The 17387-nt window shown below is 32.9% G+C and carries 17 protein-coding genes; 8 read left to right on the top strand and 9 right to left on the bottom strand.

The window, feature by feature from the left end; all coding sequences use genetic code 11:
• Nucleotides 1-152 precede the first annotated feature (152 nt).
• Both dnaJ and D1818_RS21365 read right to left on the bottom strand, forming a co-directional pair.
• Nucleotides 153-1274, bottom strand: coding sequence for a molecular chaperone DnaJ (gene dnaJ, locus D1818_RS21370; RefSeq protein WP_118461645.1), 1122 nt, complete (start codon nucleotides 1272-1274; stop codon nucleotides 153-155).
• Nucleotides 1275-1284: 10 nt separating this feature from the next.
• Entirely contained in the window at nucleotides 1285-1827 is a 543-nt protein-coding gene (locus tag D1818_RS21365; protein ID WP_118461643.1) for a nucleotide exchange factor GrpE, read from the bottom strand.
• Nucleotides 1828-1989: 162 nt separating this feature from the next.
• Here D1818_RS21365 and D1818_RS21360 point away from each other — a divergent pair, with 162 nt between their 5' ends.
• Nucleotides 1990-2661: a YceI family protein gene (locus D1818_RS21360; RefSeq protein WP_118461641.1), complete on the top strand. Its 672-nt coding sequence runs from the start codon at nucleotides 1990-1992 to the stop codon at nucleotides 2659-2661.
• 78 nt (nucleotides 2662-2739) lie between these two features.
• Here D1818_RS21360 and D1818_RS21355 read toward each other — a convergent pair whose 3' ends face one another.
• The 3 genes from D1818_RS21355 to D1818_RS21345 all read right to left on the bottom strand — a co-directional run bounded on the left by D1818_RS21355 (nucleotide 2740) and on the right by D1818_RS21345 (nucleotide 4942).
• Nucleotides 2740-3642, bottom strand: coding sequence for a TIGR01777 family oxidoreductase (locus D1818_RS21355; RefSeq protein ID WP_118461639.1), 903 nt, complete (start codon nucleotides 3640-3642; stop codon nucleotides 2740-2742).
• A 107-nt stretch (nucleotides 3643-3749) separates the two neighbouring features.
• A complete protein-coding gene (mnmD, locus tag D1818_RS21350; RefSeq protein ID WP_118461637.1) occupies nucleotides 3750-4436 on the bottom strand; it encodes a tRNA (5-methylaminomethyl-2-thiouridine)(34)-methyltransferase MnmD in 687 nt (228 codons plus the stop codon).
• Nucleotides 4436-4942, bottom strand: coding sequence for a DUF4920 domain-containing protein (locus D1818_RS21345; protein ID WP_118461635.1), 507 nt, complete (start codon nucleotides 4940-4942; stop codon nucleotides 4436-4438). Before D1818_RS21345 ends, mnmD begins: the two co-directional genes overlap by 1 nt.
• Before the next feature lie 183 nt (nucleotides 4943-5125).
• Here D1818_RS21345 and D1818_RS21340 point away from each other — a divergent pair, with 183 nt between their 5' ends.
• A complete protein-coding gene (locus tag D1818_RS21340; RefSeq protein ID WP_118461633.1) occupies nucleotides 5126-6193 on the top strand; it encodes a branched-chain amino acid aminotransferase in 1068 nt (355 codons plus the stop codon).
• Nucleotides 6194-6270: 77 nt separating this feature from the next.
• Here D1818_RS21340 and D1818_RS21335 read toward each other — a convergent pair whose 3' ends face one another.
• Nucleotides 6271-6657 (bottom strand): nucleoside triphosphate pyrophosphohydrolase family protein, encoded by a 387-nt coding sequence (locus D1818_RS21335; RefSeq protein WP_118461631.1) that lies wholly within the window; start codon nucleotides 6655-6657, stop codon nucleotides 6271-6273.
• A gap of 44 nt (nucleotides 6658-6701) precedes the next feature.
• Here D1818_RS21335 and D1818_RS25770 point away from each other — a divergent pair, with 44 nt between their 5' ends.
• Both D1818_RS25770 and D1818_RS25515 read left to right on the top strand, forming a co-directional pair.
• Complete coding sequence (locus D1818_RS25770; protein ID WP_118461629.1) at nucleotides 6702-6893, top strand: hypothetical protein; 192 nt, start codon at nucleotides 6702-6704, stop codon at nucleotides 6891-6893.
• Between the two features lie 193 nt (nucleotides 6894-7086).
• Complete coding sequence (locus tag D1818_RS25515; protein WP_120752536.1) at nucleotides 7087-7332, top strand: hypothetical protein; 246 nt, start codon at nucleotides 7087-7089, stop codon at nucleotides 7330-7332.
• Between the two features lie 127 nt (nucleotides 7333-7459).
• Here the strand turns inward: D1818_RS25515 and D1818_RS21325 are convergent, their stop codons facing one another.
• Nucleotides 7460-8293, bottom strand: a complete 834-nt coding sequence (locus D1818_RS21325) for a caspase family protein (RefSeq protein ID WP_118461627.1) — start codon at nucleotides 8291-8293, stop codon at nucleotides 7460-7462.
• A gap of 119 nt (nucleotides 8294-8412) precedes the next feature.
• On the opposite strand from D1818_RS21325, the gene D1818_RS21320 reads away from it, so the two are divergent.
• The 3 genes from D1818_RS21320 to D1818_RS21310 are packed head-to-tail and all read left to right on the top strand — an operon-like array spanning nucleotide 8413 to nucleotide 11617.
• Entirely contained in the window at nucleotides 8413-9075 is a 663-nt protein-coding gene (locus tag D1818_RS21320) for a hypothetical protein (protein ID WP_118461625.1), read from the top strand.
• Nucleotides 9075-10994, top strand: a complete 1920-nt coding sequence (locus D1818_RS21315) for a sensor histidine kinase (RefSeq protein ID WP_118461623.1) — start codon at nucleotides 9075-9077, stop codon at nucleotides 10992-10994. Before D1818_RS21320 ends, D1818_RS21315 begins: the two co-directional genes overlap by 1 nt.
• On the top strand, nucleotides 10991-11617 hold the full coding sequence (locus D1818_RS21310) for a response regulator transcription factor (protein ID WP_118461621.1): 627 nt from the start codon (nucleotides 10991-10993) through the stop codon (nucleotides 11615-11617). The genes D1818_RS21315 and D1818_RS21310 overlap by 4 nt, the downstream gene beginning before the upstream one ends.
• Nucleotides 11618-11627: 10 nt before the next feature.
• On the opposite strand, the gene D1818_RS21305 is transcribed toward D1818_RS21310, so the two are convergent.
• Nucleotides 11628-13889 (bottom strand): HAMP domain-containing sensor histidine kinase, encoded by a 2262-nt coding sequence (locus D1818_RS21305; RefSeq protein WP_118461619.1) that lies wholly within the window; start codon nucleotides 13887-13889, stop codon nucleotides 11628-11630.
• A 184-nt stretch (nucleotides 13890-14073) separates the two neighbouring features.
• Entirely contained in the window at nucleotides 14074-16125 is a 2052-nt protein-coding gene (locus D1818_RS21300) for a dihydrofolate reductase (RefSeq protein WP_118461617.1), read from the bottom strand.
• A gap of 185 nt (nucleotides 16126-16310) precedes the next feature.
• On the opposite strand from D1818_RS21300, the gene D1818_RS21295 reads away from it, so the two are divergent.
• Nucleotides 16311-17345 (top strand): GyrI-like domain-containing protein, encoded by a 1035-nt coding sequence (locus tag D1818_RS21295; RefSeq protein ID WP_118461615.1) that lies wholly within the window; start codon nucleotides 16311-16313, stop codon nucleotides 17343-17345.
• The last annotated feature ends 42 nt before the right edge of the window (nucleotides 17346-17387 follow it).

Genomic DNA, 17387 nt, shown 5'->3' with positions numbered 1-17387 from the left:
CTAAATACAAGTATTAAGGATGGGAAAAAAATTGCTATGAAAAAGAAAAATTATCACTAAATGCGCTAGTGATGTTTCAAATATACGAATTTTTATTAAACAAAATTCAGCATTTAAAAATGATTATATTTATAATAGTATCATTCTAATTTTTATGAAAACATGTCTTTTACTTTTTCAAAAAATGATTTGTCTTTACTATCTGGACTAGGTCTAAAGTGATCGTCCTGAGCCATTCTTTCAAAAAACTCTTTTTGTTCTTTATTTAATGTTTTAGGTGTCCATACATTTACATGTACTAAAAGATCTCCTTTCCCATAGCCATTAATACTAGGGATTCCTTTACCTCTTAGTCTAAGTATTTTACCGCTCTGTACTCCTTCTTCTATCTTAATGCGCACTTTACCAGATACGGTATCAATCTCTCTTGACGCACCTAAAGCTGCTTCAGAAAAACTAATATATAGATCATAATGCAAGTTATCTCCTTCACGCTGTAATTCTGGATGATCTTGTTCTTCTATCGCCACTAAAAGATCACCTGGAACACCATTACCTGGTGCTTCATTTCCTTTTCCAGAAACTTTAAGCTGCATACCATCTTCTACACCTGCTGGTATTTTTATACTTACGGTTTCCTCGGACACTTTTAAACCTTGATTATCTGCATCCGCAGGTTTTCTATCTATAATCTGCCCAGCTCCTCCACAAGTAGAACATGTAGTGGATGTCTGCATTCTTCCCAGAATAGTATTGGTAATTCGTGTCATCTGACCACTACCATTACAAGTCGAACACGTTTTATACGTAGTTCCGGGAGCCTGGATCTTACGCTTTACTTTGATTTTTTTCTCTACTCCATTAGCAATCTCTTCTAATGTAAGTTTTACACGAATACGCAGATTACTTCCTTTTACACGACGTTGTCTTCCGCCGCCGCCGCCGAAACCGCCACCAAAACCACCGCCACCAAAAATATCTCCAAACTGGCTAAATATGTCGTCCATATTCATTCCGCCACCGCCGAAACCGCCGCCGAAACCACCACCGCCTTCAAAAGCTTGATGTCCAAATTGATCGTATCGGGATTTTTTATCAGGATCACTTAATACTTCGTATGCCTCCGCTGCCTTCTTAAATTTCTCCTCTGCCGAAGCATCTCCCGGATTTTTATCTGGATGATACTCTATCGCTTTTTTACGATATGCTTTTTTAATTTCGGCTCCTGTGGCGTTTTTACTAAGGCCTAAAATATCATAAAAATCTTCTTTCATCTATTTAATCTTATTGTCCGGTTACCACCTTAGGAAAACGAATTACTTTATCTCCTAATTTATATCCTTTTTCTATAACATCTACAATCTTACCTTTTAACTCATCACTAGGTGCAGGAATCTGGGTTATTGCCTCATGATCATCCGCATTAAACACATCGCCTGCAGCTACTTCTACTTCAGACAACCCTTTAGTCTTTAATGTTTCTCTTAATTTGTTATGAATTAGCTCAACACCTTTCAACAAATCTTTATCTTCAGATTTTTCGATCTCTTTCATCGCACGATCAAAATCATCTAATACAGGCAACATAGATTGCATGACATCCTGACCTGCCGTCTTAAACAATTCTATTCTTTCCTTAGAAGTACGCTTTTTGTAATTCTCGAATTCTGCAAAAAGTCTTAAAAACTTATCTTTTTCCTTTTCTAAGTCTTCTTTTAGTTGTGTTTCGATATCCAATTCTTCTACTTCAGTTTCCTCTACAGTTTTGTCAAGTACCTCTTCTACTTGATCCTTTACATCTTCTGTATTTTTATTTTTCTTACTCATGTAACTAGTACCTTTTATAAGTTCTTTTTTTGAAGATGCAAAAGTACTGCCATTTTTGAATAAATGTCATAATGTCACAGGAATATTTTAGTATATATTTAAGAGTATTCATTTTCTAAAAAAATAATTTTGGATTTTTAAAAACTATAAACTAGAATTATTATGAAAACCAAATTGATAAACCTGTTTGCTATTAGTGCACTTATAGTAGCGGGAACCTCTTGTAAAGGAGAGAAAAAAAATGAAACTGAAGCAACCACGGCAGAAGAGGTAGTAGAAGCTCCTGCAGAAGCAATAACCTATATTGTGGATAACGCAGCTAGTACTATCGAATGGGTTGGTAAAAAACCAACAGAAAACCATACCGGAACTATTAACATTGCGAAAGGGAAAGTAAAAACCCAGGATGGAAAAATCCAAAGTGGATCTTTTGTAATTGACATGGCTTCTATTAATGTAACTGATCTAGAAGGTGATCAAAAAGCAGGCCTTGAGGGGCATCTTAAAGGAGAAGGAGAAGGTAAAGAAGATCATTTCTTTAATGTAGCTAAATTTCCTAATGCTTCTTTTGAAGTGACAGGAGTTTTAGAAAAAGAAGATAAAACATCTATCGAAGGTAACCTTACGATCAAAGGGATTAAGAAAAATATTTCTTTCCCAGCGACTTCTTCCGTAGAAGGAGACACAATGACTTTAAATAGTGAAGTATTTACAATTAATCGTACAGATTGGGGTGTAAACTATGGATCTAAATCTGTTTTCGAAAACTTAGGTGATAAGTTTATTATGGATGATATCGAATTAAAGATTAGCCTAAAAGCTAATAAATCTTAATTCAAAAAATCTATTATATAAAAAGGTCCGCATTATAGAATGTGGACCTTTTTTATATTTTATTATGTACTTATTCTATTAGACAAGATCTTCAATTGCTTGAGTAATATTGTCATACTTAAATCGAAAACCTGTTTCTAAAATTTTATCGCTACACACTCTCTGGCTACTAAACAACAATACATGCATTTCTCCAAGAACAAGCTTCATCATAAACTTCGGTACATTGGGCAATACTATTTTTTTATCTAAATGATCAGCAATAACGTGTGTCAATTTTTGATTAGAAACAGAATTAGGTGCCACTGCATTATACAAACCTGCTAATTCTTCCTCGACCACATACATAAACATTTTCGCCAGATCTTCTACATGAATCCAACTCTGCCATTGTTTTCCGCTACCAAAAACAGCTCCTATCCCTTGTTTTATAGGATTAGCTATTTTAGGAAATGCTCCACCTTTGTTAGAAAGCACTAATCCAATTCTCAGGAGGCTCACTTCAATATTTAGCGTTTTAAATTCTTCAACCGCAGTTTCCCATTTTTTAACCACTTCTCCTAAGAACCCGGGATCCTCCATAGAGGAATCTTCCATATAATAATTCTGAAAAGAATCTGGATAAATCCCAATGGCACTTGCAGATACGATATGTCGAACAGAATGTTTTACTTTTTTAAGTGATTCTAAAATAAGTGAAGCAGTATCAACACGGCTATCGATAATCTCTTGTTTATATTTCTTTGTCCAACGTTTGGCTACCGTAGCTCCAACAAGATTAATAATTACCTCTACATCTTCAAAACAGCTGGAATCCATTTCACCTACCGATGGGTTCCAGTAAAATCCTTTATAATTCTTTTCTGATGTAAGCTTACTTTTACTAGTTGTAAGGTAATGTACATCAATTTTTGATTGATGACATAGTCTAACAATTTCCTGACCAATAAGTCCAGTTGCCCCAGTAATTAAAACTTTCATTGTTGAGTTATTTCGTGCAAAATAACATCCGATTTTAACATAACCTACCCCTTTATTATAGGTTTAACAAATATTAAAATCATTAATTAAAGAAAACATAAACCCTGCTAATCCTTTGTAGCCCTTAGCATTTCTCTTTTACCAGGTGGACCAGGGAGTCTTTCTACTACAAAACCAACTTCTTGCATTGCACGTCTTACGCTACCTTTTGCAGAGTAGGTAACCAAAACCCCATTATTCATTAGCGCTTCATACATCTTTTTGAAAATATCTATGCTCCACAACTCTGGCTGCACTCTTGCGCCAAAAGCATCAAAATAAATTAAATCGAAGCAATTTTCATCCTTGATATCTGTAAAAAACTGTTTACGTTTCGTAAGAAGAAAAGAAGAAGATACTGCATTCTGATCTTCCCACGAAGATTCATGCATTTCGTCAAAAGCAGTCTGATAGTCTAGCGCTGATAATTGATCAACATAGTTCAAAAGCTTTACCTCCTCCAAAGGAACTGGATATGCTTCTACTCCAACATAATGAATCTTTTGCTGAATCTTCAAAGCTTCTAGATAGGTTATAAAAGCATTTAAACCTGTTCCAAAGCCTATCTCCAAAATATTCAATTCTGGAAATTCTCTGGAAGCTAAAATATGATCAAAACCACTTTTAATAAAAACGTGCTTCGCTTCATTAATCGCTCCGTGTATAGAGTGGTAATGTTCATCTAGCTCGGGAAAGTGAATAGTTGTAGAACCATCAGAAGTGGTGATAATCTCACGCTTTAAATTTTCTTTCATTATTGCTTTACTAAAACCCCATCTGCCATAAACGAATATGTTTTCTTAGGAGTAGTAATTGCAGCTATTTCATCCTCAGATTTTCCGGCATCCTGAGCCAAGTGACGTAATTCATCCACAGAGGTCTCAGAAACATATGCTTTTCCCTGAACAATGATTGTATCATTTTCAATATCTTTTGGAACAAAAAAACCATAGTCTTTAAACTTTACCATAGTTTCTTCTTCTTTATTCAGAGCAACTTTCATCCAGCAACCTTTAGCCTTGCAAACATCATTTACTGTACTTGAAAAAGCAATATTGATCGTATCACCTTCATTTAGATCCTTATACTTTTCTGCTATTGCATCCTTATAAAAGACTGCATCTGATGATACTTCTCCTCCAAAACTATCATATTCACTTAGCGCTATATCTTTAACTGAAAAAGATTCTTTTTCTTTCTGTACAGAATTACAACCTACTATACATGACAATCCCGCAAAAAACAGTGCTATTTTTTTCATAATACATTATTATTAATGATGTTTCGCAAAATTAAACATTTTTAAAATTCCTAATTTATCAGAAAAGGGTATTTTTGTTTAAAATATTAACTATTGTAAGCATCTTATAAATTTTAGGACATAATTATTAAAAGTGCAATAGTTGATAATAAAAAATTTCACAACCTTATAAATAACTATCGGATGAGAAATGCAGTTCCGCAAGAGATTGAAATCACCAAAGTACACGAATCCAAAATTGGACAAGTAGATTTTGAAAACTTAGCTTTTGGTAAAGTTTTTACAGATCATATGTTTATTTGTGATTATGTCAATGGCGAATGGCAAACACCAAAAATTGTCCCATACGGACCTCTTACACTCGATCCGTCTGCTCGAGTATTTCATTACGGACAAGCAGTTTTTGAAGGGATGAAAGCCTATAAAGATGACCAGGGAGATACTTTCTTATTTAGACCTGATGAAAACTTTAAAAGAATCAACAAGTCCGCAGAGCGTTTGGCAATGCCAGAATTTCCTGAAGAGTATTTTTTTGATGGATTAAATAATCTATTAAAATTAGATAATGAATGGATTAAATCAGGTTTTGGGAATTCTTTATATATAAGACCCTTTGTTATTGCTACACAGGCAAGTGTTTCTGCATCAGAAGCGGATGAATATCGTTTTATGATTATTTGTTCTCCTGCACAATCCTATTATAGTGGAGATGTTAGTGTATTGGTAGCAGAAAAGTTTAGTCGTTCGGCTAGTGGAGGTTTTGGATATGCAAAAGCGGCCGGTAATTATGCTGGTCAATTTTATCCAACTAAACTTGCCAAAGAGCAAGGATACCAACAAATCATCTGGACAGATTCTAACACCCATGAATATGTAGAAGAAGCTGGAACCATGAATGTTTTCTTTAGAATAAACGATACTTTATTAACGGCTCCCGTTAGTGATCGAATATTAGATGGGATTACTCGTAAAAGTTTGATTTCTTTAGCAGAAAGACAAGGATATAATGTAGAAGTAAGACCAATAAAAGTAAGCGAAATCGTAGATGCCTATAAAAATGGCAGTCTAAAAGAGATTTTTGGAGCAGGTACAGCAGCTGTTGTAAGCCCTGTAAAAGCTTTTGGGTATAAGGGAGAGCATTACGAACTAGAAAAACAAGAGAGTTCTTATGCATCTCATTTTAAGAAGGAACTTATGAATATTCAATATAATAAAGCTGAAGATGCTTTTGGATGGAGAGTGAAGGTTTAATTCCTTAATTAAGAATTACGAATTTAGAGAACTAAAAATGCCTCAAGATTTTTTCTTGAGGCATTTTTAATTTGTAATTATCGATCAAGAATTTCCTTGATATTAGGTTTAAAGTAATTTGGTCCTTTTAACACTTTACCATCTTCTCTATAAATAGGCTTCCCATTTTCTCCTAGTTTACTCATATTACTGCGTTGGATCTCTGTAAACACTTCTTCTATTTTATGCTGCATGCCATGTTCTATGATGGTTCCACATAAAATATATAACATATCACCTAACGCATCTGCAACCTCGACTAAATCATTATTCTGAGCCGCCTCTAGATATTCTTCATTTTCCTCTTTCATTAGGTTAAAGCGAAGCGTGTTTTTAGCTTCTCCCAGATCTGCAATAGGCTCATTTTTATATCCAATCTCAAATGCGGTATGGAATTCTTGTACAGCAGCAATTTTATCTTTCATGTATTTCTTCTAATAAGTTATCTTTGCCGTAAAAATAACAAAATATGTTTAGTACGGGTCAATTGATATTTGCAGGATGTTTTGTAGTAGCTTTTATCATTTTAATGATATTTAGCTACCGTAAAGATCTGAAACTACATCGCAAATATTACAAAGGCAGTATTTTTATTCTCATCGGTTTTATTATCTTTATTCTGTTGCTTTTTGTACTAAAAACGTATTTAAGGCCGGAGTAAACTAACTACACCCCTAGTTTTCAATCAAGTAATTGTTTTTTTAGTTACATCCTAAAGAATTGATCTTGGGTTTCTTTAGATATTTTCTTCATTTCTGCAGAAAGTATTTTATAGAAATCTTAGGTTTTTAGTAACGGATTTTTAATTAACTATAAACCATTCAATTCTGGACAGAAAAGTGACTCCTTTTGCAATGTTGCTTCTAGCGCTAATTATCTTAAGTCCTATTTTCATCTATCTAAATGTTACCAATGGAAATATCAGCGAACAAAGTTTTTGGTTTATCCGAGTTCTTACCATGATCTCTGCATCCACCATTAGCATTTCCTTACCGGGAACTATAAACATTGGTAAAGAATCAGATCAATTCGAAATACAAACGATGGCGCAGAAAGAACTACGATTACTGCTAGTGGTGCGATTCCAGTTTTTGTACTAGTGCATCTATTTAACCCTATTTCTTTCCAAGAAATATATTATTTCGAGATCACTGTTATTTACTAGGTTTCATTATCTTTAATAGGATGTTGCTCGTTTTAAACTAAGATTTAAAGTCTAAATAAGTTTTAAAGAAAAACATTTGTACCATTAAATTTTTCACCAATTATAAACGTAACTCTCTGTTCTCTTTGATCAGATAAAAGTTTATGATTGACTTTTGTTTCTAATTCTCTATAACTCAAAGACTCGTTTTCCATAAACACTTGATTTGCGAAATACGAAAACAATCCGTAGGTCCCTTGTTCAAATTTATCTTCATATGCCTTTTTTAATTTATTTTTTACGGCGCTTAGTAGACATACGTTGTCAAAATTTTTGATTGAAGGAAAAAAGTCTATTTCTTCTCGATTTATTTCCATTTCATAAACACCATCTAAATGTTCTTTTTCAATTTCAATTGATTTAGCTCGCAAAGTTTCTTCTCTATTATTAACAACTTCATTTTCGTTTGTATCGTAAGATGCACCATTTCCTTCAGCATAACAGCAGTCCAAGATTAAAATCAATTTAAAATCCTTTCCATAGACATGATCATTCAGAAACTGAATTATTTCATAATCCCCTAACAATCCGTTTTTACTGGAATAAAAATCTTTAGTGGAAAAAAACAAGCCTTCATATCTTCTGCCATTTCCATTTATCAATTTATTCAGACTAAACCCATGACCTGAAAACATCAACACTCCTACGTCTCCTCTTTTTAGATCTTGTAAAAATGTTTTGATTTCTCCTCGAAAATATTCCGGTTTAGCATCTATATAAATTTTCGAATCTGAATCAAAATTGAATTTATTTACTAGCAAATCCCTCCACAAGTTAATATCATTATGGCATCCGTTTAATTTAGTTACACCTATTTCGGCATTTTCAATTCCGAAAAAAATTGCTTTTTTACTCATGACTTAATTTTTGGCTAAATTAATTTTTCAATCAATTGTATAATATACCCTATATTGGGGATATTTTACTTCCTAACTATAGAATAAATTTGTAATGAATTAATATTAAAACTTTTATTATGGAATTAGAATTATGCACCACTCTCTCGTTTAATAGCGCATCAAAAAATCGATGGCAAACCGCTTATATAAGTCAATTATATGGAACACTATTTGTTGTGTATGTAAAAATAAATTATGATGAGGAGTTAAAAACTTTAAAAGAAGTAGAATTGCTTTTGAAAAATTACAAAGGCGGAATTAATTTGGGAATTAAGAATGTAAAGTATGTAGCCACTAGAAAAACCTCAGAAGTCACAGAACTTAATTTTTCAGTGATTCCTAAAATTATAAATATTATATCTATAAAACTTGATATACAAGCACTAAGCTCCGACACAAAAGAGTACGATAAAATAGAGAAAATTGATCTAGAATTAGATCAAACAGGCCCAACTTATTATTTAGAAATAAACAGGAAATTATTACCGATGAATGATAAAGATGGTGAATATAATAAGAATGGTGTATTTGACAGTGAATTTTACTATAAAGATGGTTTTAGACCTCCAGAAAAAATCAATAGAGAATATCACGACGCCATTAACATTAATCCTACTTATGATGTACAGGGAAGAAGAGTTGATGATAATGGTGAAATAATACCTAAAAATGATATACCAAACCTTCCAAAAGGACCTGGAGGTATTTGCCCAAAAAGTTATAGTTTGATTACCTTTTAATGGATAAACATTACTCCTATATTTTACTATTATGGTTTATAGCCGCTTTCAATCTGATGGCGGCTCAAACTGTTCTAAATAAAGATAAACAGTTAACATCTAATATTGTTCAACATCTTATCGACCTAGACTTTAAAATAGCTCAGCAAAAAACTGGTCTTATTAATGATTCTTTATTACGAAAAAAAATTCACAACCTTAATAACATTTTATATTTTCAAGGGCAAGGGGAGTTTGAAAGAAATTCTGATTCAAATACAAAAGCAATTAAACAACCAGTTACAGAAATTGTTCATCTTTTAGCTAAGGCCTATGATACACTTTATCATAGCCCCAATAAGTCCAGTCTCCTTAAAAATTTTATAATTCCTTATCAAAAAGCAAAAGAGCTAAATAATTATTCTTTACGCAAATTAACGCTCTTAGGAGTCTTAGAGTTTTACCATTATGAATTTTCCCAAACCAATGATCAATTTATAAAATATTTGACCGAATTTAAAGAACTAGCATCAAGCCCCGTTGAAAAAACTTGGGCCAACATTTATGAAATTTACTTCTCATCACAAAGTATTTTTAAAGATAAACGAAGTGCAATAGAGGCTCTTAGGAACTTGGAGAATCAAATTGAAAAACTTCCTGAAAATCATAAAATAAGACCTCTTTTTTTGTCTTTAAAGGCTGTTCAATTAGAATTTATCAATAAAGATGATGAAGCCGAAAAATATCACTTTCAAGCATTAAAGGAAAGTTCTAATTATCCATTTTTAAAGTATATCAAATTTAGGACATGTATAAGACTAGCTGATTTGTATCACAATAAAAAAGAATATCATAAAGGTTTAAAATATGCCACAGAAGCAAATAAATATATAGATATTTCAGATACTTTAAGAAGTAAAATTTATGTCTACAAATATGCATCTCTAAACAATAAAGGGTTGAAAAACTATCAAAAAGCATATGAGCAACTCGAAAAATCAAAAGAATTAGAATATCAACAAGATTTTAAAAAAAATACTTTAGAAAATTCCAAATTAGAGATACAATTACAAACATTAGAAAAAGAAAAAAAAATAGTTCAGCTTCTAAATGCCAACCTCAAAACAGAAGCGCAACGAATTAAAAATAGAAACTGGCTTATTGGATCTTGTTCGGCATTAGTCATTGGTCTTATTATCGGGATACTAGTTTATAAAAACACCAAACGCAAACAACGTATCGCAGAACAGGAAAGGGAGATAGAAATCCAAAAAACCGAAAAATTACTCAAAGAACAGGAGCTTGCGGCTATCGATGCTATGATCTCTGGGCAGGAAAAAGAACGACAACGATTGGCGAATGATTTGCACGATAATCTAGGTAGCACATTAGCAACCGTAAAATTACATTTTGACCACTTAAAAAATAATCGGGACAATCCCAAAATGGAGAATGTAGAGGAACTCTATAATAAAACCAATAACCTCCTTGATGAAGCATACCAAAAAGTACGAACCATAGCCCATGAAAAGAATAGTGGAGTTATGGCAAAACAGGGATTATTACCGGCGGTAAAAAATCTAGCAAAAAAAGCTTCCAACGGCGATGAATTACTAATCGAAGTACAGGATTATGGTTTAGATGAACGATTGGATAACGCCTTAGAGATCTCTATCTTTAGGATTATACAGGAACTGATCACAAATACCATTAAACACGCCAATGCGTCTGAAATCCATATCTCACTAACCAATCACGATTCGCTACTTAACATCATTGTAGAAGACAATGGAAAAGGGTTCGATGCCAAAATACTGCCAGAAAAAGATGGAATGGGATTAAAAAGTATTGAGAAACGCATAGAACATATGGAAGGAACTTTTGAGATTGACTCTACCATAGGAAAAGGAACGAATATCATCATAAATATACCCATATGATCACAGTAGCTATAGCCGAAGACCACCAATCTTTAATGGATGGAATACATTTATTACTAAAATATGAAGAAGATATTAGTATTGTCGGTATGGCTAATGATGGCGAAGAATTATTAGCCATTGTTAGAAGAAAGCAACCCAAAATAGTGCTTATGGATATTCGTATGCCGAAAATTGATGGTATTGCCGCCACCAAAATCATCAAAAAGGAATTACCACATACCAAGATTATTGCTTTTTCTATGTTTGATCAAGAAGATGCAGTAAGACAGATGATAACTGCCGGTGCTTCCGGTTATTTATTAAAAAACTCTCCGTTGGAAGAAGTACTCACAGCTATTCAGGAAGTAATGAAAGGAAATACCTATTTTGACGCTACTATTGATCCTTCTTTTTTCTCTGAAGATACCGAACAGCAGTCTAAAAAAACAGTTTTATCCAAAAGTGAAAGAGAAATACTAACCCTTATCGGTCAGGGAAAAACTTCTTCAGAAATTGCCGCCATTAGATTTAACTCTGTATCTACTATAGAGACACATCGTAAAAACATTATTCGTAAACTAGGGCTTCACGGAAAAGGAGAACTACTTCGTTATGCCATTGAAAAAAAATATGATTTTTAACGGCTAAGCATTAAGCTGATACTTGTTTTTCTTCTGAGGAAAGTGATGTATTCATCGTAATTACCTTTGGAAAACTTAGTTCAAATTTAGTTCCAATTCTCATCTCAGAAAACACCCCAATTGTACCTTGATTCATTTCTACAAAGCGATATACAAGATTAAGACCAATACCTGTGCCCTTTTCACCTCTTGTACCTTGGGTTTTACTTTTTTGTAGTTTAAAAAGATTATCTACTTGCTCTTCTGACATTCCTATCCCTGTATCCGAGATCTCATATATAAAGGAATCATCTTTTTCAAAAAACTTGATGGAAATAGTACCGTCTTCGGTATACTTTAAAGCGTTTCCTATAAGATTCCGGAAAATTATATAAAAAGCTCCTTTATCGAATACTGCTGTCATCCCTGATTCTCCAAAGATATTTATAGTGGTTTGTTTTTCTTCAGAAGAAGGTATAAAAGATTTCCTTATATCTTCTAACTCTTCCGAAATCATAATAGTTTCTTGCTTTAAAGAATACCCATTCATTTGTTCTAAAGACCAATTTAATAAGTTATCCAAAAGATGAGAAAGACTCAAAGAGTTTTCCTGTAACTTATGAGATAGTTCCGTTACCTTATCATAATCACCTTTATCTATGTGATGCTTTAATATTTTACCTCCTCTTTGAAATGGAACCAGCATATTTCGCATATCATGAGAAATTACTGAAAATAGTCTATCCTTAACGCTGTTAATAGAAGCTACTTCTTCATGACTTTTTTTCAATTTCTCGTGAGTATTATTAAGTTCTTTTTGTTGTTTTCTAATTTTAACATACGCCCAAAGACCAATTAATAAAAGTAATGTAGAAAACAGTGCAATTCCCGAATAGATATACTGTTTAGTTTCTGCTTCTTGAGTTTTAATTTTCTGTGCTTGAGATTCCTCATTGAGTTTTAATATCTCTATTTCCTTTTTTTGAGTTTCGTATTTTTTTTCTAAATCTGCAACATCAACTCTTACTTCTTTGTTGGTAATGGAATCATTTATTTCTTCAAACCTTTTGTTGTAACTAAGTGCTTGCTTATAATCCTTAATTCCTTCATAATACATCCTGTAAAAATTAGCAACATTTAGTTTATTTATAAGTGAGTTCCATTTTTTGCTTTGTATATCATACTCTCTTATATATGGATACATCTTATCATATTCCTTCTTTTTATCTTTGGTGATTATAAGACCAGACAAATTAGTAAGCAACGTAATCTCCTTAGCCCTTTTTGTTACATCTTTAGTATTTAAAATCTTATTTGATGCTAAAAAAGCTTTCTCTGCTTTATCATAATCTTCTATAATATTTAAGGCAGCATTTCCTTTATCTGAATATCCAATGGCAAGAGTAGAAAAGTCAGATGTTCTTTCTGAGATCGAAATTACAGAGTCTATAACTGCCAAAGCTTTTTCATCCCGCAACTCAATTAAAGATATACTCATTCTTGAATATGCTCTAGCCATCGATTTAGAATCATTCGTTTTTCTAGCACTTTCTACCGCAAGTTTCAGAGTTTCTGCAGCTTTTTCATATTCTTCTAAACGTTCGTAACAAACTCCTTTAGTAAAGTATGCAAAAGTTAATTCACTCTTATCATCTATGGTATCTAAAATAGCAATAGCTTCCTGAAGTGCTTCAACACCTTTATTATATTGAAATAAGGTAATATGGGATATCGCCTTATCGATATAACCCTGATGCAAAGATTTTGTTTTATTGACTTTTTTAGCCATAGCAATACCGCTATCACCATAGCGCAATGCTTTTTCATACTCTGCTTTATTTCTACTAATATTTGCCTTTGTATTAAAGTATCCTATCCATTCGTTACTACTAGGATGTTCATCTAATTTTTCTCTACATAAATTAAGCAACTCAAGAGATTCTTCTACTTTATTCTTATCTACTAAAAAACTTGCTTTCTTTACAGATACCTCAAGAAAAAACTCCGGATTATTTAATTTATTAGCAACTTTTGCTGCCTCATCTAAAGAAAAGATAATGGAGTCCAAAAGAAATTTACCTTGAAATAGTTGAGCTCTCTTTTTCCATAAATGATATTTACACGCTACGTCTGAGTTTTGCAAGTATATAAGAGATTCACTTAATTTTTCATCTACTGAGGAAAGTTCATCTATATGTTTTTTTATTTCCTCGCAATCTTTTTTTTGCTGCGCATAAAAATTTGAGAAAAACAATAAAAAACAAAAAACAGGGATAAAAGATGCTTTAAGCATAATTAATATAGTTAGTTATCTAACAAAAGTAGTTTTTAACTCATAGAGTTAACCAATTAGAAATATCAGATTTTTCCCACAAAGAACATGGTTTACAGAACACTAAGAGAATCGACAATTTTTCATAAAAAAACCAGAACTCTATTTCTAAAGTCCTGGCTCGATTATATTACTTTATTTCTCTTTAATTCACTTCAGGTAAGAATCCATATGCCTTGCTATATTCTAGCATTTGAGTTACAAAATCTGTAGGTTGTGTTACATTAATTTTAGTAATCTCTCCATTCTCATCTGTTTCAGGAACCAAAACAGGATTTACAAATCCACTATAAGGAGCAGATGTAAACTGTTCATTCCTTTTTAAAACTTCTGCGTGAATTGCCTGATCAACTTTCACTCCATATCCTTCTACTAATGCTTCAGCAGCTTTAAAATCTCCTTCAGATTTGATACGCTGCGTTTCACGTAATAAACGACCAAAGATTTCACGAAGCTTTGTGTAATCATTGATATTATAATATGTTTTTCCATCTCTGGTAACTTTCTCGATTACATTGTCTTTTTCTCCTTGCTCGAAAGCCCAGGCACTTACCCACTGACGATTACGCATATGCGCTTCTTCTACATCATCACCAAGGTTAAGACGAATTAACTGGGTCATCAATCCATTTCTGATGTACCCATCATAGGCAGCTTTTCCAACTTTTTCCCAGTCTTCTACCAAACCTAATTCTTGTAATTTTGGATCCATTAAGTAGTATAGTCCAACTAAATCTGCACGCCCTTCTTCCATTGTAGAAGCATAATTCTTTAGCGTTTCTTTAGTTTCTCCTACTCCAGGGTTTAATTGACCCGATGCATGCCCTACTACCTCGTGTAAAGCTGTATGCAACTTATCTCCTAATTGGCCATACTTTTTTTCTAATTCGTATTCTTCATCATCATGAACAAATTCTTTAAGACGACCAGAACTTCCTGCATTGTTATAAGCTCCAATAATATTACCTAATGATACTGACTTTGATCCTACAGCTGCTCTTATCCAGTTCGCATTCGGAAGATTCACTCCTATTGGCGTACTTGGAGATGCATCTCCAGCTTCTCCTGCAACAGTAACAACTTTATAAGTCACTCCTACTACACTGTCTTTTTTGTGTTCGTCCATTAACGGGGAATTGTCTTCAAACCATTGTGCATTTTCTGATAAAACTGCCATTTTCTTAGACATATCAAAATCTTTAATCTGCACGATTGTCTCATAAGACCCTCTATATCCGAGAGGATCATTATATACTTCTATAAAACTATTTATGTAATCAATATTTCCTTCTGTTGCTTTAGTCCAAGCTACATTATAATCATCCCAAGTTTTTAGATCACCTGTTTTATAATATTGTATTAATAATGTCAATGCATTTCCTTGAGCCTCATTTTCTGCAACGCCTTGTGCTTTTTCTAACCATTTGATAATCTCATCAATTGCTGCACCATATAACCCTCCTGATTTGTACACTCTTTCTTTAAGCTCTCCATTCTCCTTTACTAGTTGAGAATTTAAACCATAAGATAATGGTTTTTTAGGATCAGGAGATTTGATTTTACTATAAAAAGACTCAACATCTTTATTAGTTACGCCAGGTCCATAAAAATTAACTGCGGACAGCGCTACGTTATCAATACCTTTCGCCTGGTTTACTTTTTTAGCATCTTCCTCATTAAACATAATGTTGATAGCATCTTCAGATAACTCAGTTTTAGTTTCTGTTAAAAGTGTAGCCAAGTAATCTTTTGTAAATTCTGGTTTGATCTTATCATTACTATAATGGTGGTGAATCCCATTAGAGAACCATACTCTTTTAAGGTATGTATCAAAAGATTTCCAATCACTACTAGTTTTATCCCCGGCATATGAAGTATACACATTTTCTAACGCCTTACGAATCTGAAGATTATGTCGATAATTTTGATCCCACATAATATCTCTTCCACTTAAACCAGCTTGTGTAAGATAGTATACTAACTTTTGTTCTTTTAATGAGAGATTTTCCCATCCTGGAATTTGGTATCGCAGCACTTTAATATCCGCAAACTGCTCTACATTATAATCGAATTTTTCTTCTACTATTTCTTGTTTTGTCTCCTGTTGATTAATTTGATCCTGTATACTAGGATCCTTTTTACAAGCTATTAGCATCGCACTAATGGCTATAAAAAATATTATACGATTAAGTTTCATTTGTTTATGTTTATTGTTCTCAGCAAATGTAACGAAATAAAAAAAATCTATATTTTGAATTTCATTTCGTTTTAATCCTGTAAAATTCCAAAACCTAAATAGTCAAAGTCTTGAAAATCTTTAAACTAAAAAACCATCTCAAAAATTGACTATATTAGCTACAGAAAAAATCTAAACTAACTAACATGAAGATTATAAAATATTTATTTTTTCTTTTACTTATTATTGTTATCGGTGGTGCTGTTTATATAACCATTACAGATGGTAAATATCAAGCAGAAGAAAGTAGAGTAATTGATGCTCCTGATGAATTACTTTTTAACACAATCAATGAATATAAAACTTGGGAGAAATGGGGCCCTTGGATGGATGATTCTGATGATATGATCATGGAATATGCAAGTCAAACCAGTGGTGATGGCGCTTCGTATAGCTGGAAAAGTGAAACTCAAGGAGACGGAAGTATGAAGACAGTAAAAGCTGCACCATTTACTAGTATTGATCAAAAAATCACTTTCATTACTCCGATGGGAGAAAGTATTAGTAATGTATACTGGAAATTCGAGAAATTAGAAGGCAAAAAAACAAAGGTTACTTGGGGAATTAAAGGGGAACAATCTTTTATGGAAAAAGCATTCTGGATGACTCAAGACAGCACCTTATCTCAAAGCATCAAACCAATGTATCAAAAGGGTCTAGAAAAACTAGACATTTTTGTAAACGAAAAAATGAAAGAACATTCTGTAAGTGTAGACGGAATAACAGAGCATAGAGGCGGTTACTATATGTACAGTGCTACTGCATCTCCTATTGCTGATATTTCTCAAAAAATGGCACAAATGCTACCTGCAGTAATGGCATATGTAAGACAAAATAATCTACCTCAGACAGGAATGCCTTTAACCATTTATAATGAATTTAATGAGGAGCAAGGAACTGCTATTTATTCAACCGGAATTCCGGTTAGAGATGAAGTGATAACTCCTGCCGATAGTAATATACGTTGTGACTTTTTACCTAAACAAAAAGTGGTGAAAACAACATTAAAGGGAGATTATGCAAATCTAAAAGAAGCTTGGGAAGCAGGTTATAAATACATTAATGATAATGGTTTAGAACTTAGTGAAACATCTTCTGCTTTTGAAGTATATAGAGTAGATCCAGGTCTGCAACCCAATCCAGCTGAATGGATCACAGAAATATATATACCGATAAAGTAAAAGTTGAAAAAATTAGTTTTTCATCTAGTCGACAACTACATT

The organism is Aquimarina sp. BL5, from assembly GCF_003443675.1.
Lineage (GTDB): Bacteria > Bacteroidota > Bacteroidia > Flavobacteriales > Flavobacteriaceae > Aquimarina.
This window is presented reverse-complemented; position numbering and strand designations above follow the sequence as displayed.